The organism is Enterococcus sp. AZ197 (assembly GCF_050556405.1).
Lineage (GTDB): Bacteria > Bacillota > Bacilli > Lactobacillales > Enterococcaceae > Enterococcus > Enterococcus faecalis.
Window position 1 is genome coordinate 2,371,187 of record NZ_CP187873.1, and the last position, 23,477, is coordinate 2,394,663.

A 23,477-nucleotide genomic window follows, 5' to 3' on the forward strand; every position below is an offset into this window, starting at 1 on the left:
TTACAGAACAATTTTCGGAAATTCCTTCTTATTTCTCGGAGTTAAACGCTTCTGTCCCGACCTCTTTTTATTCCTCATAGTCGCCTTCTTCAGCAAATTGACTATTGTATAGTTTTTCATAGAAACCACCTTGTTCCAGCAACTCATGATGCGTACCTTTTTCAATGATTTCTCCTTGTTTCATAACAAGAATTAAATCAGCTTCACGAATAGTTGATAGGCGGTGGGCAATAACGAAACTCGTTCGTCCTTCCATAACACGATCCATTGCTTTTTGAATTAAGGCTTCCAAGCGTGTATCGACTGAACTAGTCGCCTCATCTAAAATCAAAATTTTCGGATCAGAAATTACCGCTCGGGCAATGGTCAACAATTGTTTTTGACCAAGGGAAACGTTATCTCCCTCAGAATTGATTTCCATTTCATACCCGTCTGGCATTGTCCGAATGAAGTGATCCACATTGGCCGTTTTCGCTGCATCCACAACTTCATAATCCGTGGCATCCAACTTCCCAAAACGAATGTTATCTGCAATGGTACCTTTATACAACCAAGCATCTTGCAATACCATTCCAAATACAGAACGGACATCACTACGGTTCATTTTTTTCGTGTCAATGCCATCAATTTTAATGGCGCCTTCTGTTACATCATAAAAACGCATCAGTAAGTTGATTAAGGTTGTTTTCCCAGCGCCAGTTGGTCCCACAATCGCAACCATTTGGCCCGCATCAACTTTAAAGTTCAAATTACGAATTAACGGTTTTTCTGGGTCATAACTAAAGCTGACATTTTCAAATTCAACAGAGCCTAAAATAGGTTCTGGCAAAGGAACATCTTGTTCGTTAAGTTCTTCTTCTGGTTCATCTAGGATTTCAAAAATCCGCATGGTCGAAGCTGAAGCGCTTTGTAAAGCTGCAGACAACTGCGTAATATTCCCCATTGGTTGGCTAATTTGCCAAATATATTGAATAAACGCTTGTAATTGCCCCACTACGATCACACCAGCAACCACATAGTAACTACCAAGGACAGCTACCCCGATATAGGTCCCATAAGCGGTCATCTGAACCAATGGCAACATTAATCCTGAGATAAAGGATGCTTTGAAACCAAAACCATTTAAACGATGATTGACTTGTTTAAAGCCTTCAAGGGTTTCTTTTTCCCGACCATATAATTTTAAAACACTGAACCCAGTCATATTTTCTTGGACATAACCATTTAAGTCTCCTAAAGAATTTTGCATTCCTTGGAAATATTTCTGGGAGATTTTAACAATTGTTCTGGAAATAATCAGAGACAACGGAATCATAATCACTGAAAAAATCGCCATCAGCGGATTGATCAAGAACATCATCACTACCGCCATCACAATACCTAAGACTGCCGAAACAATATTAATAAAACTTTGTTGCATCGCATTGCTGACAGCATCCACATCGTTCGTCACCCGTGACAAAATATTTCCTTGTTGGTTCTTATCAAAATAAGAAACTGGCAAACGATTGATTTTTTCTTCAATATCGCGGCGTAAATCGCGCATGGATTGTTGAACGACATTCGTCATTAAAAAGCCTGACAAAAATTGTGCCACACAATAACCTGTTCCCACAACTAAAATCCAAATTAAACATTGGATTACATAATCAAAATTAATGGATTCGCCAGCCGCAATATTACGGCTAATTTCTGTCGTTGGTAATCCAGTCAAATAAGGCAACGCTGCATTAAAGGCAACGGTTAATATTGTAAATAAAATAACTAAATAAAACGTCACTCGGTACGGTTTAATATAGCGACCGATTCGTTTCATAGAAGAAAAGGCGTGTTTCATGCTAATTCCTCCTCTGACAATTGAGAAGCCGCAATATCATAGTAAATTGGACAAGTCTCAAGTAATTCACGATGTGTGCCAATTCCGACCACGTCGCCTTCGTTTAAAACAACAATGCGGTCCGCATGCATAATTGTTCCAACACGTTGTGCCACAATTAAAACAGTGGATTCTGTTGTTTCTTTTTTCAGACGCGCTCGTAAATTTGCATCTGTTTGATAATCTAACGCAGAAAAACTATCATCAAATATATAAATTTCCGGATTGCGAATAATCGCCCGTGCGATAGCTAAACGTTGTTTTTGACCACCAGAAAAGTTCGTGCCACCTTCTGAAAGAGGTTCATCATAGCCTTGCGGTTTTTGCGAAACAAATTCTGTGGCTTGAGCAATGTCAATTGCTCGTTCCATTTCTTCTAACGTCGCATCTTCCTTACCGTAGCGAAGGTTATCAGCAATTGTACCAGTAAAAAGTAACGCTTTTTGTGGAATATAGCCAATCTTATTGCGTAATGCACTAAGTTGGTACTCTTTTACGTTCACTCCATCGATTAAAATTTCACCTTCTGATACATCATAAAACCGTGGAATCAATTGAATTAATGTTGATTTCCCACTACCTGTGCTCCCAATGAAGGCCACTGTTTCACCAGGTGACGCCTTAAAACTTACATTGCGGATGACTGGGCTTTCCGCATGTCCAGGATAGGCAAAGGTTACATTTTTAAACTCTAGATAGCCTTTAGTAGCTGTTTCTGTTACGCCTTCTTCTTCACGAATAGCTGGTTCCATGTCTAAGGCTTCTTGAATCCGCGAAGCCGAAACCGCAGCCCGAGGATACATCATAAAGACACTGGCAAATAACATAAACGAGAACAGCGCATGGAAAATATATTCAATAAAAGCTATTAAATTCCCAACTTCTAAATCCCCATGGCTGATTTGAACAGTCCCGCTCCAAATGATTAAGACCATCACAATATTAAATAAGAAAAAGAACCCTGGTTGGGCTGCTGCCATTAAACGAAACAGACTTTTTGAACTTTTAGTGTAAGTTTCATTGACTTTATTAAAACGAGATTCTTCAAATTTTTCATTAACAAATGCGCGTATTACCCGCAATCCAGAAAGATTTTCTCTTAAAATCCCGTTGATTCCATCTAAGTTCTTTTGTTGCTTTTTAGATAACGGTTCTGACAAACGAGCAATCCCGACAACTGCTAGCAGCAGAAAAGGCAAGGCACCTAAAACGTACATTCCTAACGACGGACTCGTTCGCATCACCATGTAAAGACTGGCAATAAACATCACTGGCGTCATAAAGCCAAGACGTAAAATATTTCCCAAGAAGAGCATAATTTGGTATGCATCATTGGTCGTTCGCGTAATTAAGGAAGAAACCCCAATACTTTCATATTCACTGTGTGAGAAAGTTTGAATCTTTTCAAATAAATCATCACGAATATCACGAACAATGTTTGTTGTAATTCTGGCACCAAAGTACCCTAGCAAAATATTCATTGCGACACCAATAATCGTAATTACAACCATCCAAATCCCTTGCTGATAAATATAGTCCATATCTCTAGGAATAATTCCTTTGTCAATCATTCGTGCTAAAATGGTCGGCAAGCCTAATTCAATCAAAATAAAACCAAACACACAAATAAAATCAGCAAAAAGTAATTTCTTATAACGCATTGTGTAACGCCACATTAACTTCAATTAATCATCTCCTTCTTATCTTACTTTAAATTTTCTAGTACTCCCACTGTATCAAAAAGAAATCGGTAATACAAGCTGTCTGGCTAGAAAAAACAGCCTTTCTCTTTCTATCCTTTCTCTTTTAGATTTTCTAAAAAATAGATAATTTTAATGATTTACTTATACGATTAAAATTGCTACTTCCTTTTGATTGTGCCATAATTGGGAAAAACTGAAAGGACCCTTTGAATGAAAAAATTATTCTTCATTTTTCTCGGTTCCTGTACGTTTGCTTTAGGCACGTTAGGAATCTTTTTGCCGCTTTTACCCACCACTGGTTTTTATTTATTAACGGCCTTTTTTTGGATGCGTAGTTCAGATAAACTTTATAACAAATTTTTAGCTTCTTCTTATTATCAAAAATATATCCAAGAAGCCTTCTTTGAGAAAAAAATTACTCGTAAAGGTAAATGGAAACTATTTATTTCCATGTTTCTTTTATTTGCCATTCCGTGTTTAATTGTCCGAAATACGTTGATGACTACGACTTTAGCGATTGTTTATTTAGCCCACGTGATCGGCTTAAGTTGGTATTGGCGTCCTAAAAAAAAGGCACTCGAACTTGATCAAGAATAAGGTGAAACAAGAAGTTTGTTTTTTTTAAAAGTCCAGTGAGTGTTTCTATACTTCCTTATCATTCTATGATAAAATAAGCTTAATTGTTGTTATTCACAACACACGGGACGGTTGAAAAAAGAACACATAAAATCAAATACCCAGAATGAAGCAAAGTCGAGGCTTCATTTCATCATTAACAGATGTTTTTGATGAGCATTCTTTTTTAGGTGATCAGCACCTCGTTTTGTTGTGTTTAATTTTCTGTCTTAAAATGAAAAAAACTATAAATTGCTACTATTAGTAGCTGAAGGAGAAATGAATCGATGATTTACAAAGTATACTATCAAGAAACAAAAATCAGAAACCCAAAAAGAGAAGACACAAAATCTCTTTACATGGAAGCCGATAGCGATGTAATCGTGCGCCAATTAGTTGAAGAAAATACCCCATACAATATTGAATACGTTCAATTATTAGACGAAAAACATCTTGCTTACGAGCAAGAACATGCGGACTTCACTCTAACGGAGTTTTAACATGAAAGTAAACATAAAAAATAACGAAACTGGCGTTTTTGCAATCGGTGGTTTAGGCGAAATTGGAAAAAACACATATGGGGTACAATTCCAAGATGAAATTATCATTATTGATGCTGGGATCAAATTCCCAGAAGATGATTTACTTGGGATTGACTACGTGATTCCAGATTATAGCTACATCGTTCAAAATTTGCATAAAGTCAAAGCACTCGTTATTACCCACGGTCATGAAGACCATATTGGTGGCGTTCCTTATCTTTTACGTCAAGCGAATATCCCAATCTATGCGGGACCACTAGCCTTGGCTTTAATTACCAACAAACTAGATGAACATGGTTTATTGCGAGAAGCGGAATTACACGAAATTAATGAAGATACGGTGATTCGTTTTAGAAAAACAGCGATTAGCTTTTTCCGGACGACTCACAGTATTCCTGATGCCTTGGGCGTTGTGGTTAAAACGCCTTCTGGTAACATTGTCGCAACAGGTGACTTTAAGTTTGACTTTACACCCGTTGGTGAGCCAGCCAACTTACACAGAATGGCGAAATTAGGTGAAGAAGGCGTCCTTTGTCTTCTTTCAGACAGTACCAATGCTGAAATACCCACCTTTACAAAATCCGAAAAAACAATTGGGACCTCTATTTTAAAAATCTTTGAAAAAATTGATGGTCGGATTATCTTTGCCAGTTTTGCTTCAAACATTTTCCGTTTACAACAAGCTGCTGATGCAGCCGTGAAAACCGGTCGCAAAATTGCTGTTTTTGGTCGTAGCATGGAAAATGCCATTGTCAATGGCGAACGCTTAGGCTACATCAAAGTGCCAAAAGGAACGTTTGTCGATGCGGCGGAACTGAATCAATTGCCAGCAAATGAAACAATGATTTTATGTACTGGCTCTCAAGGAGAACCTATGGCCGCGCTTAGTCGGATTGCTAACGGTACACATCGCCAAATTAGTATTCAACCAGGCGATACGGTTGTTTTCTCAAGTTCACCAATTCCTGGGAATACGACAAGCGTTAACCGTTTAATCAACTTATTATCTGAAGCCGGTGCAGAAGTTATCCACGGAAAAATCAATAATATCCATACTTCTGGTCACGGTGGACAAGAAGAGCAAAAATTAATGCTTCGCTTGATGAAGCCTAAATATTTCATGCCTGTTCATGGTGAATTTAGAATGTTAAAAATCCATGCTTCGCTCGCTCAAGATACAGGGGTTCCTGAAGAAAATTGCTTTATCATGGGCAACGGCGATGTCTTAGCTTTAACGGCTGATAGCGCACGTCCTGCTGGTCACTTCAACGCTAATGACGTGTACGTTGATGGAAATGGTGTCGGTGATATCGGGAATGTTGTTTTACGGGATCGTCGTATCTTATCTGAAGAAGGTTTAGTTTTAGCGGTAGCAACAGTTGATATTAAAAATAAAGAAATTATGGCTGGTCCAGACATTCTTTCCCGTGGTTTTGTCTACATGCGTGAGTCTGGTGATATGATTCATGAAGGCCAACGTCTTTTATTCAATGCTCTACGTGAAGCAATGAAAGATAAAAACTGTACCGAAGCAAAATTAGGCGAAGCCATGACGACCGCTTTACAGCCTTTCTTGTTTGAACAAACAGAACGTCATCCAATGATTCTGCCAATGATTATGACTGCCACAGTTAGTGATCAATAAAGCTCTCATTTAATAGAGAAGAAAAGTGTTTGTCCATTTTTCTTCTCTATTTTTTCTAACAAAAAAACACCTAACATGCGTTAGGTGTTTTTGGATTATTTTTTATTAGTTTTTTTCTACGTTAACTGCTTGAGGGCCACGGTCTGAATCTTCAACATCAAAAGTCACTGCTTGACCTTCTTCTAAAGTTTTGAAACCATCACCTTGGATAGCTGAGAAGTGTACGAATACGTCGCTTCCGTCTTCGCGTGAGATAAACCCAAAACCTTTTTCTGCGTTAAACCATTTTACTGTTCCTTGTTCCATTCTTTTGTTCCTCCTCGTGCATTTGCACATAAATAGTCGTAACTTTGCTCGCTTCCAATAGAATATTTAAAAAAATTTAAAAAGTCTACATAATTCCAAACAAGATTACCCTTTCATTTTACACGTGATAAAATATTTTTGCAAGAATTGTCCTCATTCTGAAGCAAAAAAATTCTCTTCTCTCAAACTAATGTATCCGCTATCACCAACAATAATATGATCCAACAATTGAATCCCCATCATTTCGCCACATTCTTCCATTCGTTTGGTAAATTGGATATCTTGTGGAGACGGTGTCGGATTGCCAGATGGATGATTATGAGCTAATAGTATGCGAGCAGAAGAATATTTAACCGCTTCCCGAAAAATTTCGCGTGGATGAGCAATACTTTGATTCAGTGAACCTTTGAAAATCGTTTTCTGTTGGATAATGTCATTCTTGGTATTCAAGTAAATACAAATTAAATGTTCTTGTTGCAGCCCCTTCATCTCTTGAAGTAATCGTTGAGCGACTTGTTGACTGGACGTAACTTTGCCAAATTTGATTTGACTACTTTGATAAATTCGACACCCTAATTCAATGGCCGCACGTAATTCAATGGCTTTCACTTGGCCAATGCCTTTAATAGCCATTAACTCGTTCAACGTGGCTTGCTGCAAATAAGAAAGTTGCTTAAACTGTTTTAACAGCGTTGCGGCAACAGTCATCACGTCTGCTTCTTTTGAGCCAGTACGTAACAGAATCGCCAACAACTCTTGATTCGATAATGCTTTTTCTCCTATCGCTAAGAGCCGTTCTCGTGGTAAACAATCACTCGGCATCTCGCGAATAAACAGATCCGATACTTGCATAAAAAAACCTCCTTTGCTAGTCATTAATAAACTACGCAAAGGAGTGTTGTTTTTATTATTTTAAATAATGTGGCGCTTGATGTAAACTCTCCAAGACATGTAATGTTTTCTCTTGGATAACTTCAGTTGGTTGCAATAAATCAGGTACCATGATCACTGGAATGCCCGCACTATGAGCCGCACTTACCCCATGAAATGAGTCTTCGAAAATCAAGGTTTTCGGGGCTTCTGTTCCTAAAAGTTGACGTGCTTTTTGAAAAATTTCTGGGTCCGGTTTTGCTCGTTTAACGTCCTCTGCTGAAACAATTCCTACAAAACGATCCTGAATCCCAGCATGGCTTAATAACATTTCAATTGCTGGACGGACGTTACTTGAAGCAACCAATCGAGGAATTTTTTGATCATCTAAAAAGTCGAGAAATTCCACCACCCCTGGTTTTAAAGGGACGTTACCAGATCGAAACTCTTGCAAGGTATCATCATAAGAACGGCGGATAAATTCTTCCACTGTGTCGTGACCATAGGATGCATAAATACGTCGGTAATTCTCTTGTACTTCTTCATCTGAAATCCCAACATAGTCTAAATAGACTTCTTTACTATATGGTAACCCCATTGCATCTGCTACTTTTTGAGTAGATGTATAGTAAATCAACTCCGTATCAAAAAGCAACCCATCCATATCAAAAATTACGCCATCAAATTTCTTCATCATTTCCTCCTATAGTTAAAAGTAATTCTCTTACTTGAGAAACAAAATATAATGAACCTGTTACTAATAATAAATCATCTGTCGACATTTTTTCTAAAATTTCGCCTAAGCCAAATTGCCATAAAGACACAATTTCTGTTAAATCGTCTTCATATTTTTCCATTTCTGTAAGTGCAATAGCTTTAGGGTAATCAAAGCTAGTTAAGTAAAGATGCGCATTCGGTACTTGCTTTAAGTCCTGAATCATCTCATCCACATCTTTAGTTGCTAAAGCTGAAAATAAAATATGAATCGTGTGTTGTGGAAACTCTTTGCGCAAGTTTTCAACTAAGCGTTTTACTGCATGATCATTGTGGGCACCATCTAAAACAATCAACGGTTCATCACTAAGACGTTCCATTCGAGCTGGCCATTGCGCTTTAGCTAACCCTTGAGTAATGTCTCGTTCTTTAAACGGCAAATGTTGTAGTTGGCAATACTTGTCAAATAATTGAATAGCTACCGCCGCGTTTTCTACTTGGTGACGCCCCAACAAGGGAACTTTAATTTTTGTCAGTTTGCCCATTTCTCCATAGAAATTAAATACTTCCCCCCATTGTGTATCAGGATGTAGATATTCCACTTGATACTCTTTGCCAAAACGAAAAATTGGACTCTGTTTTTCTTGTGCGACTTTTTCAATGACTGCTAGCGCATCAGCACAAATATTGCCTGTTACTACTGGGACTTTTTCTTTAATAATACCCGCTTTTTGATAGGCAATTTCAGCAATTGTTTCACCTAAAATTTCTGTGTGATCCTTCCCAATTGTCGTAATTCCCGTCAATAATGGCTTCACGACATTGGTGCTATCAAGTAATCCACCTAAGCCAACTTCAACAACGGCGATATCCACTTGTTCATTCACGAAATAGTCCAAGGCCATTCCTGTCAATGTTTCGAATTCTGTAATTCCAGCCACTTCAGTGATCTGGTCTAATTCTTTAATGATTGGTTGATACTTTTCCACATAGGTAATCAATTGTTCGTCTGAAATTGGTTGACCATTTATCGCAATTCTTTCATTAAATGATTCAATATAAGGAGAGGTAAAGGTTCCGACTTTCAAGCCCATTTCTTCTAATAGACAGCGTAAATATGTCACGGTTGAGCCTTTACCATTGGTTCCTGCGATATGAATCGTTGGCACTTTGTTTTCTGGATGATCAATTTTTTCTAATAACGCATTAATCCGATCCAAACCAGGTCTTGAGCCAAAGGGTAACCGGCTATGAATCCATTCAATGGCTTCTTCTATTGTTAATTGCATCTTGTCCAACTCCTTGTCTTCTTCTACATTATAACTAAGTTAGGTGACTTTTTCACTAATAACCAATTGAAACTTTTTCTTGAAAACTTTTTGCATTTTTCATAATTTTGCGTTATTAGCGGATACATTAATGAACTTATGGTAAACTAACATTCTGGATGGTTCATTCCAGCCAGCCAATTAAAAACTATTTTTAGAGCGTTCAACACGCTTATTCATGATTTTTTTATAAAGGTGGACTTATTTTGATGAAAAACAAATCGAAGCTTTTATGGTTAGGAAGTTTTTTCTTGCCGTTTTTACTTCTATTGCTTGTATGGATGACATTACAACTTGCGCCTTTTGGTGACAACAACTTATTAGTTAGTGATTTAGGCACACAATACATGCCTTTCTTGAGTTTTTTAAAACGCTCTTTTCACGAGGGAATAACTACATTCTACTCTTTTTCCAATGAGATTGGTGAGTCGATTGTTCCTTTGGCAGCCTATTACTTACTGAGCCCTTTTAATGTGTTGGCTTTCTTTTTTCCTTATGAACAATTACCTATAGCAATTTTATGGATTATTACCTTAAAACTTGCCTTGATGGGCACGACGATGTTTAGCTATTTAAAATACACCTATCAAAAAGTTGATGGCACCACGTTACTTTTTTCAACGTCCTATAGTTTCTGTGGCTTTGTCACCGTCTATAGCCAAAACTTTATGTGGTTGGATGCACTGATTCTATTCCCGCTTATCTTATTGGGACTCCAACGTTTATGGGATCAACGTAAATGGGGCTTATACAGTATCACCCTGTTTTTAGCGATTGTGACGAATTACTACATGGGTTATATGATTTGTCTCTTTGCTGTTTTGTACAGTATCTATTGGTTCTTTAAAAAGAATACCCAACCCCATGCTATTCGGCAATTTTTTAAACAAAGTCCGTTATTCATCCTCGTTTCTTTTTTAACAGGAACTGCAACTAGCTTTTTATTATTACCTGCAGCAGAAGGGATGCTCTATACAAAAAAAGCAGATTTTGATGTCTCGACGTTCTTTTTAACGCCTAAGTTCAACACTTCGTTTTTCTCGCAATTAGGCTTAGGTTCTATTAATTATGAGTTGCGTTTAGACCATTTACCAACCGTTTTTGCTGGATTATTTGTGACACTCCTCTGTGTTGCCTATTTTCAAACGAAACAAATTGCGTTAAAAGAAAGAATAGCTTCAGCAATTCTTTTATTCATTCTCTTTTTAAGCTTTTGGTTAGAAGCCTTTAATACTGTCTGGCACATGTTTCAAAGCCCAGCTGGTTTCCCTTACCGAAATGTCTTTATTTTTAGCTTTTTATTGATTGTCTTTGCCTATGAAGTTTGGCTTAAAAAAGTGACCATTCCTTGGACCGCACCTATTATTTTTAGTCTGCTGTTAGTCATTGGCTACGGATCTTTGTATTATGGTCCACAAAAGAATCTCTTAATTTCGATCAATTATTTATGGCTAAGTTTACTTTTTATTTGGTTGATTTTCTTTTGCTTGCGTTTAGCGCACAAAAAGGCCTTAAGAAACTATGTAGTCGTGGCTTTATTCTTACTGGTCAGCACAGAATTAACAACGAATTTCTGGATTTCTTTTAAACATATGCCCTTTGGTAGCCAAGCAACATTTGCCCAAGATTACCGAAAACACAGCCAATTAATCGATGAAAAAATGGCCTCAGCACCAGAACTTTATCGCATGAAACAAGTCATTCCTTCCAAAGAAACAGGGTTCCGTGAAATCAATAACGGCTACAATAATCCTTTACTTTATGGCTATGCTGGCGTTTCTAGCTATACTTCGACTTTAACTGCCACTACCCAAGACACATTAAGTGCGCTAGGTTTATATCGAAAAAATGATCGCCGGATTGCCTATGTGGATAATTCACAACTAACCAATTTACTTTTAAATGTGAAATATGACTTTTTACCAATTGAAAAACCTACGAGTGAAAAATTGCTAAAAACAGTTGGTTCCACGAAAATCATGGAAAATGATGAAGCGATTGGTATGGGCTTTTTGGCGCCAACCGCATTAACCAAGTTAAAATTAGCAAAAAATAATCCTTTAGATGCCCAAGAAGAACTCCTGCAAACGCTCGTGCCGACGGATAAACCTTACTTTAAAACAGCTTCGTTGATAAATGAACCTCATCATACCAACGAAACAATTGAAGCAACCTTTAAAGTGAATAGCACTGGTGACTTGCATCTTTATATTCCGAATTTAAAATGGAAAAAAGTTACACAATTGAAGGTAAACCAACAAGTTATCTCGACGCCGATTTATATTGCAACCAATCAACTGTTCAATTTAGGGCATTTTGAAAAAGGAACTACCGTGACCCTGTCACTAACTGCTGAACAAGTGGTTGATTTAACTAATTGGCAACTTCAAACTTTAGACCAAACAGCCTTTAATCGTGCGGTTGACAAATTACGCCAACAAGCTCTTCACGTGAATGCAACTAAAAAAGGCCATTTAAATGGCGCACTGAATGTACCTGGAAATGACACTCAGTTACTGTATACGTCCATTCCTTATGACCAAGATTGGCAAGTCAAATCGTCGCTACAAAAAGAACCCTTAAAAACACAACGCATTCTAGGTGGCTTTTTAGCTGTTGAAGTCCCTGCTGGCAAACAGCAGTTAACCTTTGCCTATCATCCAAGAATGATTTATCTTGGCACTGCCGTCAGCGGAACGGTTTTACTGGGAACGGCTGGTTATCTTGGCTTTAAAAAATACCGTCGAAAACGTCAGGAGGCCACTCATGACTAATCAGAAAAAATTTTTAAATGGACTCATTCGGTGGTTACCTCTAGTTGGACTGGTGCTTTTCTTCGGCTTAATTTTATGGGGATATTCCAGAGGAATTTTTCATTCTGTTGCTTCCTTGCAAGCTTTTATTAAACAGTTTGGTAACTATGCGGTTCTGTGTTTCATTCTTTTACAAATCGTCCAAGTGATTATCCCTATTCTACCTGGAGGAATCTCTTCTGTTGCAGGAATGTTGATGTTTGGCAATTTGCAAGGACTTTTGTATAGCTATCTTGGATTGATTATTGGTGAGTTTATTGGCTTTTTACTGGTTCGTTACTATGGACGTAGCTTTGTAAAAATAATCCTTTCACCCAATAAATACAAAAAATTTGAAGAGATTTTGGACAAAAATGAACACAATGTCAAAAAGCTCTTAATCTTTACTATGTTAGTCCCCTTCGCTCCAGATGATATTGTTTGTTTAGTGGCGGGAATTACAGATATATCTTTAAAGGAATTCATGAAAATTGTTCTTTTATTAAAATTCTGGTCTGTGGCTACTTACAGCTATTTAATGTTGTATTTGTTTCAATTATTTGGCAAATTATAACAAAAAGACAACAAAACCAACGTTTGGTTTTGTTGTCTTTTCTTTTTTAGATTGAACGTAATTGGGCAATCCGTTCTTTGACAGCCTCTTGTTTTTCAAGGTAGTCCTTTTCTTTTGCACGTTCTGCTTCCACGACCTCATCTGGTGCATTTGACACAAAACGTTCATTTGAAAGTTTGCCTTGCACACGTTTGACTTCTTTTGTCCATTTGTCTAATTCTTTTTCTAAGCGAGCAATTTCTTCCTCGATATTAATCAACCCAGCTAATGGTAGGAATAGTTCTGCGCCTGTTAATACAGCGGACATGGCTAATTCTGGCGCTTCTATTTCACGACTGATGACTAATTCCTCTGGGTTACAGAAGCGTTCCAAGTAGCTAGTATTAGCTGTTAAAAATTCTTCTACTTCTGTATCGTTTGTTTTAATTAACAAGGTAATTGGTTTAGAAAGTGGTGTATTCACTTCTGCTCGAATATTCCGAACCGAACGAATAACTTCTTTCAGAACTTCCATTCCTCGAGCTGCTGCTTCATCGTTAAATTCTTCATGAACAACTGGATACTCTGCCACAACCAATGACTCACCTTGATGCGGAATTTTTTCCCAAATTTCTTCTGTTACAAACGGCATAATTGGATGCAATAAGCGTAAGATTTGATCCAATGTGTACACCAAGATGCTCCGTGTTGTTTGTTTAGCTGCTTCATTTTCTCCGTAAAGAATTTCTTTACTCATTTCAATATACCAATCACAGAAGTCATCCCAGATAAAGTTGTATAATTGGCGACCTGCTTCACCGAATTCAAAGCGATCAAATAATTCTGTCACACGGGCGACTGTTTCGTTTAAGCGCGTTAAAATCCAACGATCAGCGACAGTCTTTTCACCACTAAAGTCAATATCTGCAGCAGTCATACCTTCTACATTCATGATAACGAAGCGACTTGCATTCCAGATCTTATTGATAAAGTTCCAAGAAGCATCCATTTTTTCATAACTAAAACGAACATCTTGACCAGGTGCTGAACCATTTGATAAGAACCAACGTAACGCATCTGCGCCATATTTTTCGATGACATCCATTGGATCAATCCCATTCCCCAATGATTTACTCATTTTGCGTCCTTGCTCATCACGAATTAAGCCGTGAATTAAGACATTTTGGAAGGGACGTTCGCCTGTAAACTCTAAGCTTTGGAAAATCATACGACTTACCCAGAAGAAGATGATGTCATAGCCAGTAACTAATGTGCTTGTTGGGAAGTAACGTTGATAATCTTCGCTTGCTTCATCTGGCCAACCCATCGTTGAAAATGGCCATAAAGCAGAACTAAACCATGTATCTAAGACGTCACTATCTTGAACCCAATTTTCACTGTCGGCTGGCGCTTCCATCCCAACATACATCTCGCCCGTTTCTTTGTGATACCAAGCAGGAATTTGGTGGCCCCACCATAATTGTCGCGAAATAACCCAGTCATGTACATTTTCCATCCAACGTAAAAATGTTTGATTGAAGCGTGGTGGATAAAATTCAACAGCGTCTTCTGTTTCTTGATTTTTCATTGCTTTTTCAGCTAATGGTCCCATTTTTACAAACCATTGGGTCGATAAACGTGGTTCCACGACAACGCCTGTTCGTTCTGAATGGCCCACGCTGTGATTCATTGTTTCGATCTTAATTAAGCGACCTAGTTCTTTCAAGTCGGAGACAATCGCTTTACGTGCGGCAAAACGATCCATTCCTTCGTATTTTCCAGCCAGTTCATTCATCGTGCCGTCTTCGTTCATAACATTTACTCGAGGTAAGTCATGACGATTACCGACTTCAAAGTCATTTGGATCATGGGCAGGTGTGATTTTTACAACCCCTGTTCCAAATTCCATATCTACATAGTCATCTGCAATAATTGGAATTTCTTTATCTACTAATGGCAAGACAACTGTCTTACCAATAAGTTCCTGATACCGTTCATCTTCTGGATGGACCGCAATCGCCGTATCTCCCAACATTGTTTCAGGACGCGTTGTCGCAATTTCAACAACGCCAGAACCATCTGATAATGGGTAGCTCATGTGGTAAAAAGCTCCTTCAATATCTTTATGGATTACTTCAATATCAGACAATGCTGTTTTCGCTTTCGGATCCCAGTTAATGATATATTCACCACGGTAAATCAAATCTTTCTCGTAAAGAGAGACAAACACTTTACGAACGGCCTCCGATAGCCCTTCATCTAAAGTAAAACGTTCACGGCTGTAATCTAAAGAAAGACCCATTTTTGCCCACTGTTCACGAATGTGAGAAGCATATTCTTCTTTCCATTCCCACACTTGATCAACAAATTTTTCACGACCTAAGTCGTAACGTGAAATTCCTTGTTGTGCTAGTTTCTCTTCTACTTTTGCTTGCGTAGCAATTCCAGCATGGTCCATTCCTGGCAGCCATAACGTATCAAAGCCTTGCATTCTTTTTTGGCGGATAATCATATCTTGTAATGTTGTATCCCAAGCATGCCCTAAGTGTAGCTTCCCTGTTACATTAGGTGGTGGAATAACAATTGAATAGGGCTTCGCTTTTTTGTCGCCACTTGGTTTAAATAAATCTTGATCTAGCCATTTTTGATAACGGCCAGCTTCGATTTCTGTCGGTTGATATTTCGTTGGTAAGTTTTTTTCTTCTGACATTTTTTCCCCTTCTTTCTTAAAATACGCGATTTGGAGCGGTAATTATTTTACAAATGAGTTTTTTTGGCTAAACACTAAAATACGCCCTAAAATACTTTCGTATTTTAGGGCGTAGATTCATCTTATTTACGCGGTACCACCTAAATTGCATTTGAATTGAATTCATTCAAATGCCACTCATTCGTGAGATAACGTTCACGAAACGAATCGTTCTACTAACGTACTGTGTTCAAACCATTGACTCACAAGCTACCTTCTCACTGGTTGTGTAAAAGTCTTGCACCTGAACGACTTTTTCTCTAAAACGACGCCAATGATACTCCTCTTGTTCGCTGTCTTTGCTTCATTCTACAATGAAGCGCAAGCAAAGTCAATTTGTAATCTAGAGGGATTACACTTTTTTTGCAGCTTCTAACGCTTGTTGATAATCGGGTTCCGACGAAACTTCTGAGACGATTTCTTCATAAACTAACGTTCCTTCTGGGTCAATCACAAAAATAGCACGTGCTAAACGGCCCATTTCTGGAATATACAAACCATAAGCTGCACCAAATGAGCCTTCAGTATCATGAAGCATTTCCATTTCGACACCCTCAGCGGCACACCAATTTGCTTGTTCTTCAACTGTGTTATTGGAAATCGTGATAATCTGAACACCGTCTAATTTCGCCGCTTCTTGATTGAAACGTTTCGTTTGCAGTGAACAAACACGTGTGTCGATATCAGGAACCACACTAATTAAAACCGTTTTACCTTTATAATCTGCCAAGTTGATTTCTTGGTTGTTTAAATTTTTCAAAGAAAAGACGGGGGCTTTTGTGCCAACTTCGGGCTGTTCACCTGTCAATTCTAATACGTGCCCTTTTCTTGTAACATTCATTCTGAAATCCTCCTTTTCCACTTTCAATAATAAGTATAGTAGAGGATTTTTATGAAGACAATTTTATTGCTTTGGGCTATTTGCTAGTGAAAAAGTTTCATTAAAATAAATCAGTGTTTGCAGTTCCGTTGTTAAATCAATATACTGCACACTAACGTTGGCTGGCACACTGACACGGTCTGGCGCAAAATTTAAAATCGCAGTCACACCCGCTTGTACAATTTTGTCGATGGCTTTTTGAGCATGGTGACTTGGTACTGTAGAAATGGCTACCGTGACCCCTTCTTGTCGAACGAATGCTTCTAACTCAGACATATCATGAACTAATAATCCATTAATCGTGGTGCCAACTAAAGCTGAATCATTATCAAAAGCACAGACAATATTCAAATTCTCGTTGCGTCTAAAATTATTTTTTAATAATGCCTTGCCTAAATTGCCACAACCAATCAGAGCAATTCTTTTTTCTTCTTGCGTATTTAAAATATTACTAAATACCTCAATTAAATACGGCACATCGTAACCATAACCGCTTCGACCCAGTTCACCAACGTGGGAAAAATCACGCCGAATCGTTGCAGAAGGAATCTGGATCATTTCACTAAACTCTCGTGATTTAATGCGTTTAACACCAGAATCCCCTAACATTTTTAAATAACGTAAATAAACCGGCAAACGTTTTGCCGTTGCTTTAGGCATTTTTTTCTCCATCCTCTGTCCTCCTTGTTACCTACTTCACATATTCAGTTTATCACGGTTCCCCTCTCCGAGCAACTTGTTTGTGAAATAAGTACAAAATAAATACAGTGACGTCTAAGCGACCGTCACTGTATTTATTTCTTATAGGAAATCTGCAAATTCGTCTTCTTGTTTATCTTTCGCTGTTTCTGCTGAAATCTCTGTAATTTTGAGTCCTTCTAAGGCCCGAGCCATTAAACCTTCCAAGTCTAAGCGCGCTTCATAATCTTGCGCTTTATCCAAGCGAGGTCGTGTTTTCGGTTGCGGTGGCGCAAAAATTGTACAACAATCTTCGAAGGGTTGGATGGCTAATTCAAACGTGTCAATTTTTTCGGCAATTTCGATAATTTCTGTCTTATCCATTGAAACAACGGGTCGAATTATCGGTGTTGAGGTAACCTCATTAATTGCTACCATACTTTGAAGTGTTTGCGAAGCCACTTGTCCTAACGATTCACCGTTAATAATGACTAAACCTTTCCGCATTTCACGAATTGCATCTGTTAAGCGTAACATTAAACGTCGTGTAATGGTCATTAAGTAGCCTTGGGGAACAACTCGTTTTATTTCTTCTTGAATTTCTGTAAAGGGCACTTCAATAAATTGAATAGTTCCTACATAAGGGACTAATTTTTCAGCTAAATCTTTAGCCTTTTGTAACGCTTGTTCACTTGTATAAGGTGGACTAGCAAAATGGACAGCTTCCACTTCCACGCCACGTTTCATAGCTAAATAACCAGCAACTGGTGAATCAATGCCTCCTGACAACATCAACATACCACGACCACTGGTGCCCACTGGCAATCCACCCGCACCGCGAATCGTTTCATAAGATAAATACGCCGCATCTTTACGAATTTCAATTCTTAAGTTAATATCAGGCTTTTTCATTTGTACTTGAATTTCCGGAATGGCTTCAATAACGGCCCCACCTAATTCTTGATTCAAGCCATTTGAATCAAGTTCAAATGAATGATCCGAGCGTTTAGCAGTAATTTTAAACGTCTTACCTGGCGTATAAACTTCCCGAACAACCTCTTGAACCATTGCACGAATCGCTGGCATTTCTTTTTCAATACGAATACTTGGCGAAAAATTTTGAATTCCAAACACTTTACTTAGTTTCGGAATCACTTCTTCACTATCTTCCCCATTTAATAAAATATGCATTCTATCTCGATCTGCATGGATTTTCAATGCTGGAAAATCAGCTAACGCACGTTTCACATTTTGTGCTAACTGCATGATAAACGTTTTACGATTTTTTCCTTTAGTTGATAATTCGCCATAGCGAACCATAATTTCTGTATACTTCACTCAATTAATTCCTCTCTGTTCCTGTATCTTCACAGGTCAATGTCTTTGCAAATTATACATCAAATAAGGGGCGTTTTTCTAGTGCTTAGTCGAAAAAAAATAGTTGATTCATAAGTTCATTGTCTTATGAATCAACTATTTGATAACTTTCTCTCTTGCTTATTGCGCATTCAGGATCCACATGAATCCGACAAAAACAAAGAACAAGCCATACATAATTGGCGAAACTTCTTTCCCGCGTTTTGCCGCAATCATTGTAATTGGATAGAAGATAAAGCCTAAGGCAATCCCATCTGAAATGCTGTATGTCAATGGCATTCCTAACAAGATTAAGAAGGAAGGAATCGCAATTTCCATCTCGTTCCATTTAATTTTGCTTAAGGATTGTGCCATCAAAACACCAACAATAATCAACGCTGGTGCTGTAACTTGCGAAGTGACAACTGCTAACAAAGGAGAAAATAGCAAACTGAAAATAAATAAAATCCCGGTTGTAATAGCTGTGATTCCTGAACGACCACCCACAGCAATCCCCGCAGATGATTCGACATATGCGCCAACTGGCGATGTCCCTAATAGAGAACCAGCTAACATCGCTGTTGAATCAGCGGCTAAAGCTTTCCCCACACGCGGCATTTTATTGTCCTTCATAAAACCTGCTTGATTGGCTAAGCCCACCAACGTACCAGCGGTATCAAAGAATGTTACTAATAGGAACGTTAAAACCACGACCCACATTTGAATCGTATTGATATCTTTCACATGTCCTAACGCCACTAAAAATGTTGGTTCTAAACTTGGCGCGCTTGAAATAATCTTATCAGGCATTGGAATAACGCCTGTCGCTAAACCAACAATCGTTGAAATTGCCATCCCAATAAAAATACCACCCGGTACTCGACGAACTAACAAAATTGCAGTTACGACTAAGCCGACAATGGTAACCCACGTTGAACCAACATTCAAAGGTCCTAAGCCAACGAGTGTCGCATCATTAGCCACAATTAAGCCACCTTGGCTTAAACCAAGAAAAGCAATAAACAACCCGATCCCACCTGAAATGGCAAATTTCAAGTCTGCAGGAATTGCATCAATAATTAGCTCGCGTAATTTAAAAATTGTAATTAAAATAAATATCAATGAAGCCACAAAAACGCCTGCTAATGTCGTTTGCCAAGGAATCCCCATACCAACAGAGACTGAATAAGCAAAGAATGCATTAATTCCTAAAGCTGGTGCTGTCGCAATCGGATATTTCGCCAACACACCCATTAAAATACAACCTAAGGCACTCGCTAAAGCGGTGGCAGTAAAAACAGCGCCTTCGTCCATGCCAGAAGCACCAAGTACGGTTGGATTAACGAACAAAATATACGCCATTGAGATAAACGTGGTGAAACCAGCTAACATTTCTCGTTTCATATTCGTATTCAATTGTTCAAGTTCAAAATATGAACTTATTTTTTCTTTCATGTTCCGTCCTCCTAAAATCTAAATATTTTACAATGTTCGTAAAATATTCAATTTATTAATGAAACAACGTGTTTAATCATATAATAAACCAACAAATAAGTAAATATCAAATTCTAAATTCTGTAAAAAACGAACAATCACGATTTAAAAAAAGTATTCCTTTCTAGGAATACTTTTTAAATTAAATCGTTTGTGTGGTCGGGCGAACAACCATTTCACTGATTGACATACGATCTGGCGTGTCTATGGCAAAGACCACTGCTTGCGCAATGTCTTCCGCCTTTAAGACCCAACTTAACTGTTCTAGATGTAACGTTTCAGCTACTACTCGATTAGAAATTGTTTGATAAAGTTCTGTTTGTACAGCACCTGGTGAAATAATCGTTGATTTAATGTTATTCTCTCTTTGTTCTTGTCGCAATCCTTCCATAATTGCTCGAACAGCAAACTTTGTTCCACAGTAGACAGCCGAATCTGGATAAACGACATGTCCTGCCACAGAATCAGTAGCAATAATCTGCCCTGATTTTTGTTCAACCATAATTGGAAGAACTGCCGCAATGCCATTTAAAACACCCATAATATTAATATCTAGCATTTGACGCCATTATCCTTTTGGTGCTTCAATAAGAGGCGCCGTTGGCATAACTCCTGCATTGTTAAAAAGAACATCAATTCGTCCATATTTTTCCATTGTAAGCTTGATTACACGCTGAACTTCCTCTTCTTTCGTTACATCTGCTTGTTGCACGAGAATCGTTGCTTCAGGAAGTTCTTTTTTTATAGCAATTAAACGTTCTTGTCGACGTGCTGCAATGACTAACTTCGCTCCTTTTCTGGCAAGTAAACGGGCTGTTGCCTCACCGATTCCACTGGAAGCGCCCATGATAACAATAACTTTTTCTGATAATGATTTCATTATATTTCCTCCTTATCTTCCTGAATCCAACGAATAATTTTAGCTGGTGTTCCTGCAACAATAGCGTTAGCTGGCACATCTTTAGTTACAGTCGCATTAGCTGCTACGATAGCATTTTCACCAATCGTAATACCTGGTAAAACAGTAACACCCGCGCCTAACCACGCAAATTTTTTAATGGTAATTGGTGCTAGCAATACGCCTCGCCGTTTCATTGGCAGTTCCGGATGATTGACACTTAAGAGATTAACGCGCGGACCAATTAAAACATTGTCTTCAATTATAATGCCCCCTAAATCAACAAACATAGCTGCCCGATTAATAAAAATATTTTTACCAAAATGTATATTGCGTCCAAAATCTGTATAAAAAGGCAATAAAATCGTAACGGTTTCGTCAATTTTGTCTTGGATAATCGTGGCAAGAAGATTCCTTACTTCATTATGTGTATAGGCTTGTTGATTTAATTCTATTAAATAGCGACTATTTTCCTCTTGAATCTGATGAATAAGTTGAAATAGTGGTTCATCTTTATCAATGCTACCTGTTGCAATTAGTTCTTGGAGATTTTTTGTAAGCATTCCTAATCGCCTCCTTTTGCTAAATTTATCGTAATACGTGACAACTCCTCTGTCTAATACTTATAATAAATAGATAAGTATGCGTTTTAGTTATAGGAGGGAAAGTAATGGAATTACGAGTGATTCACTATTTCTTAGCAGTGGTCCAAGAAAAAACGATTAGTGGCGCAGCCAAACAATTGCATGTATCACAACCAACATTATCTAAGCAATTAAAAGAATTAGAGGAAGAATTAGGCGTGACATTATTTATACGCGGAAATCGACAAATACAATTAACACCTGAAGGAGAATATTTAGCTAAACAAGGGCAAGATATTTTAAGCTTAGCGAATAAAACAGTCACCAACTTGTCGCAAAATGAATTCATTAATGGCGAAATCACGATTGGTGGCGGCGAAACAAAAGCTATGTCTTTTTTAGCGAATGCACTACAACAAATAACAAGCCAGCACTCAGCTGATATTCACCTTCATTTATACAGCGGGAATGCAGATGATGTAATAGAACGGCTAGACAAAGGATTATTAGATTTTGGTTTAATTATTGAGCCTGCACCTAAACAAAAATATAGCTATTTAACATTACCAGTTGTAGATACATGGGGCTTAATCACTGTAAAGGACCATCCCTTAGCCACTAAAAATGTTATTACTGCAGCCGATTTAAAAGAAGAACCTTTATTTATTTCTCGACAAGCACAAGTTCCGAGCCAACTCTCTGATTGGCTCGAAGCAAGTCTAGATCAGTTCCGAATCGTTGGGACCTACAACTTACTTTACAACGCTTCACTGATGGTAGAAGCTGGGCTAGGTAGCGCCCTAAGCATTGATGGTATTCTAGAAACAAAGCAAACAAATTTACGTTTTATCCCGCTATATCCTGCTTTAACAGCCAAAATTAGTTTAATTTGGCGCAAAAATACGGTTCTTTCCACAGCTGCTGCATTATTTTTAGAACAAATAAAAAAAAGTATTCAACGCCCTGAATAATAGGTCGTTGAATACTTTTTTAAATCATCACTGTGATCGTAGCTGCAGCCAAAATCAAAACCAAGCCGATAATCGTTACGGTCATTTCCTTGGCTGTTTTCTTTTGACCTAAGAACCAAATACCTGTCAACGTTGCAAGCACAACTGATGTTTGGGATAGAATAAAGCCAGTTGCCAAGCCGTTCATATCTGGCTGCGCTGAAATTAAATAAGTTAACGCTGCAAAGGCGAAGAAAAAGCCTGAAAAAATTTGTTTGTAAGAAACAGCTTCTATAAATGGGGATGTTTCCCCACCCTTAATAGTGACAACTGCTGAGTAAATAACTGCCACAATTACCATGCCTATTGCTTGTGGTAAAAAGGCATGCATGCCATCAATTGCCGTTGCTTGGGGTGCTGCAGAGTACGCCCAATAGCCGATTTCACCAACGGCTAATAGAAGAACTGCTTTTTTCATAATCCCAGCACTCTCAGCGGACTCCGTTTCCGACCAGACCGTCATTTTGGCACCAATCATGATTAACACTAAGGCAAATGCGCCTAACAATTTGGCTGTCGCACCTGGCCAGTTTCCTAAGAAAAAGACACCCCAGAGAGAAGCACCTAAAAGTTGGAACGCGGTCGTTACTGGCATGGCACGTGATGAACCAATCATCGTGAAGCATTTAAACGTAATGATTTGCGCACAGGCCCAACCGACACCAGATAAAATTGAAAAGAATAAATCCATGCCCGCTGGAAAAGCCAAACCATTAATCATTGAAAAAATAGCGGCAAAAATCAATGTTCCTAAACTGGTACCGAGAATTTGATTCACCGGACGTCCACCAATTTTTGAAGCAATTGTTGGAAAAAGCCCCCAACCTAGAAGCGGTCCTAAACCGATTAATAATGCAGTCGCATTCATCTCTATTTCCCCTCTC

At 38.2% G+C, this 23,477-nt stretch carries 19 protein-coding genes, 1 pseudogene and 1 other annotated feature; of the genes and pseudogenes, 6 read left to right on the top strand and 14 right to left on the bottom strand.

Going from position 1 to position 23,477, the window contains the following annotated elements; genetic code table 11:
• Nucleotides 1-67: 67 nt before the first annotated feature.
• Together efrB and efrA are read right to left on the bottom strand one after the other, a co-directional pair.
• A complete protein-coding gene (gene efrB, locus IGK82_RS11500) occupies nt 68-1,837 on the bottom strand; it encodes a multidrug efflux ABC transporter subunit EfrB (protein WP_002365186.1) in 1,770 nt (589 codons plus the stop codon).
• Nucleotides 1,834-3,561, bottom strand: coding sequence for a multidrug efflux ABC transporter subunit EfrA (efrA, locus tag IGK82_RS11505; protein WP_010709903.1), 1,728 nt, complete (start codon nt 3,559-3,561; stop codon nt 1,834-1,836). The genes efrB and efrA overlap by 4 nt, the downstream gene beginning before the upstream one ends.
• Before the next feature lie 228 nt (nt 3,562-3,789).
• Here efrA and IGK82_RS11510 point away from each other — a divergent pair, with 228 nt between their 5' ends.
• The 3 genes from IGK82_RS11510 to rnjA all read left to right on the top strand — a co-directional run bounded on the left by IGK82_RS11510 (nt 3,790) and on the right by rnjA (nt 6,381).
• Nucleotides 3,790-4,176: a YbaN family protein gene (locus IGK82_RS11510; RefSeq protein ID WP_002355126.1), complete on the top strand. Its 387-nt coding sequence runs from the start codon at nt 3,790-3,792 to the stop codon at nt 4,174-4,176.
• Between the two features lie 305 nt (nt 4,177-4,481).
• A complete protein-coding gene (locus tag IGK82_RS11515; protein WP_002355123.1) occupies nt 4,482-4,694 on the top strand; it encodes a DNA-directed RNA polymerase subunit epsilon in 213 nt (70 codons plus the stop codon).
• 1 nt (nt 4,695) lies between these two features.
• Nucleotides 4,696-6,381 (top strand): ribonuclease J1, encoded by a 1,686-nt coding sequence (gene rnjA, locus IGK82_RS11520; RefSeq protein ID WP_002355122.1) that lies wholly within the window; start codon nt 4,696-4,698, stop codon nt 6,379-6,381.
• A gap of 105 nt (nt 6,382-6,486) precedes the next feature.
• Here rnjA and IGK82_RS11525 read toward each other — a convergent pair whose 3' ends face one another.
• The 4 genes from IGK82_RS11525 to IGK82_RS11540 form a co-directional block, all read right to left on the bottom strand.
• Nucleotides 6,487-6,687 (bottom strand): cold-shock protein, encoded by a 201-nt coding sequence (locus IGK82_RS11525; RefSeq protein WP_002355121.1) that lies wholly within the window; start codon nt 6,685-6,687, stop codon nt 6,487-6,489.
• A gap of 153 nt (nt 6,688-6,840) precedes the next feature.
• The gene (gene radC, locus IGK82_RS11530) at nt 6,841-7,539 is read right to left on the bottom strand and encodes a RadC family protein (protein WP_002365188.1); all 699 of its coding nucleotides are present in this window, start codon (nt 7,537-7,539) and stop codon (nt 6,841-6,843) included.
• 55 nt (nt 7,540-7,594) lie between these two features.
• The gene (locus IGK82_RS11535; protein WP_002385286.1) at nt 7,595-8,254 is read right to left on the bottom strand and encodes an HAD family hydrolase; all 660 of its coding nucleotides are present in this window, start codon (nt 8,252-8,254) and stop codon (nt 7,595-7,597) included.
• A complete protein-coding gene (locus IGK82_RS11540; RefSeq protein ID WP_002355117.1) occupies nt 8,238-9,560 on the bottom strand; it encodes a bifunctional folylpolyglutamate synthase/dihydrofolate synthase in 1,323 nt (440 codons plus the stop codon). The genes IGK82_RS11535 and IGK82_RS11540 overlap by 17 nt, the downstream gene beginning before the upstream one ends.
• A 248-nt stretch (nt 9,561-9,808) precedes the next feature.
• On the opposite strand from IGK82_RS11540, the gene IGK82_RS11545 reads away from it, so the two are divergent.
• Together IGK82_RS11545 and IGK82_RS11550 are read left to right on the top strand one after the other, a co-directional pair.
• A complete protein-coding gene (locus IGK82_RS11545; RefSeq protein ID WP_016622110.1) occupies nt 9,809-12,373 on the top strand; it encodes a YfhO family protein in 2,565 nt (854 codons plus the stop codon).
• Nucleotides 12,366-12,965 (top strand): TVP38/TMEM64 family protein, encoded by a 600-nt coding sequence (locus IGK82_RS11550; RefSeq protein WP_002355114.1) that lies wholly within the window; start codon nt 12,366-12,368, stop codon nt 12,963-12,965. Before IGK82_RS11545 ends, IGK82_RS11550 begins: the two co-directional genes overlap by 8 nt.
• 46 nt (nt 12,966-13,011) lie before the next feature.
• Here IGK82_RS11550 and IGK82_RS11555 read toward each other — a convergent pair whose 3' ends face one another.
• The 7 genes and pseudogenes from IGK82_RS11555 to IGK82_RS11585 all read right to left on the bottom strand — a co-directional run bounded on the left by IGK82_RS11555 (nt 13,012) and on the right by IGK82_RS11585 (nt 21,562).
• Nucleotides 13,012-15,654: a valine--tRNA ligase gene (locus tag IGK82_RS11555; protein WP_010709906.1), complete on the bottom strand. Its 2,643-nt coding sequence runs from the start codon at nt 15,652-15,654 to the stop codon at nt 13,012-13,014.
• 102 nt (nt 15,655-15,756) lie between these two features.
• Nucleotides 15,757-15,996: a binding site (T-box leader), on the bottom strand.
• 49 nt (nt 15,997-16,045) lie between these two features.
• Complete coding sequence (gene tpx / locus IGK82_RS11560) at nt 16,046-16,534, bottom strand: thiol peroxidase (protein WP_033624760.1); 489 nt, start codon at nt 16,532-16,534, stop codon at nt 16,046-16,048.
• Between the two features lie 63 nt (nt 16,535-16,597).
• Nucleotides 16,598-17,245: a redox-sensing transcriptional repressor Rex gene (locus tag IGK82_RS11565; RefSeq protein WP_002365189.1), complete on the bottom strand. Its 648-nt coding sequence runs from the start codon at nt 17,243-17,245 to the stop codon at nt 16,598-16,600.
• Nucleotides 17,246-17,374: 129 nt separating this feature from the next.
• On the bottom strand, nt 17,375-18,589 hold the full coding sequence (gene thiI / locus IGK82_RS11570; RefSeq protein ID WP_002359156.1) for a tRNA uracil 4-sulfurtransferase ThiI: 1,215 nt from the start codon (nt 18,587-18,589) through the stop codon (nt 17,375-17,377).
• Between the two features lie 159 nt (nt 18,590-18,748).
• Complete coding sequence (locus IGK82_RS11575; RefSeq protein WP_002355107.1) at nt 18,749-20,062, bottom strand: NCS2 family permease; 1,314 nt, start codon at nt 20,060-20,062, stop codon at nt 18,749-18,751.
• Nucleotides 20,063-20,243: 181 nt separating this feature from the next.
• A pseudogene (locus tag IGK82_RS11580) lies at nt 20,244-20,981 on the bottom strand (SDR family oxidoreductase).
• Nucleotides 20,981-21,562, bottom strand: coding sequence for a DapH/DapD/GlmU-related protein (locus IGK82_RS11585; protein WP_002355105.1), 582 nt, complete (start codon nt 21,560-21,562; stop codon nt 20,981-20,983). The pseudogene IGK82_RS11580 and the gene IGK82_RS11585 overlap by 1 nt, the downstream one beginning before the upstream one ends.
• A 107-nt stretch (nt 21,563-21,669) precedes the next feature.
• Between IGK82_RS11585 and IGK82_RS11590 the strand changes: the two genes are divergently transcribed.
• Entirely contained in the window at nt 21,670-22,554 is an 885-nt protein-coding gene (locus tag IGK82_RS11590; RefSeq protein ID WP_002370030.1) for a LysR family transcriptional regulator, read from the top strand.
• Between the two features lie 19 nt (nt 22,555-22,573).
• On the opposite strand, the gene rbsU is transcribed toward IGK82_RS11590, so the two are convergent.
• Nucleotides 22,574-23,461: a ribose/proton symporter RbsU gene (rbsU, locus tag IGK82_RS11595; RefSeq protein WP_002355103.1), complete on the bottom strand. Its 888-nt coding sequence runs from the start codon at nt 23,459-23,461 to the stop codon at nt 22,574-22,576.
• Nucleotides 23,462-23,477 lie beyond the last annotated feature (16 nt).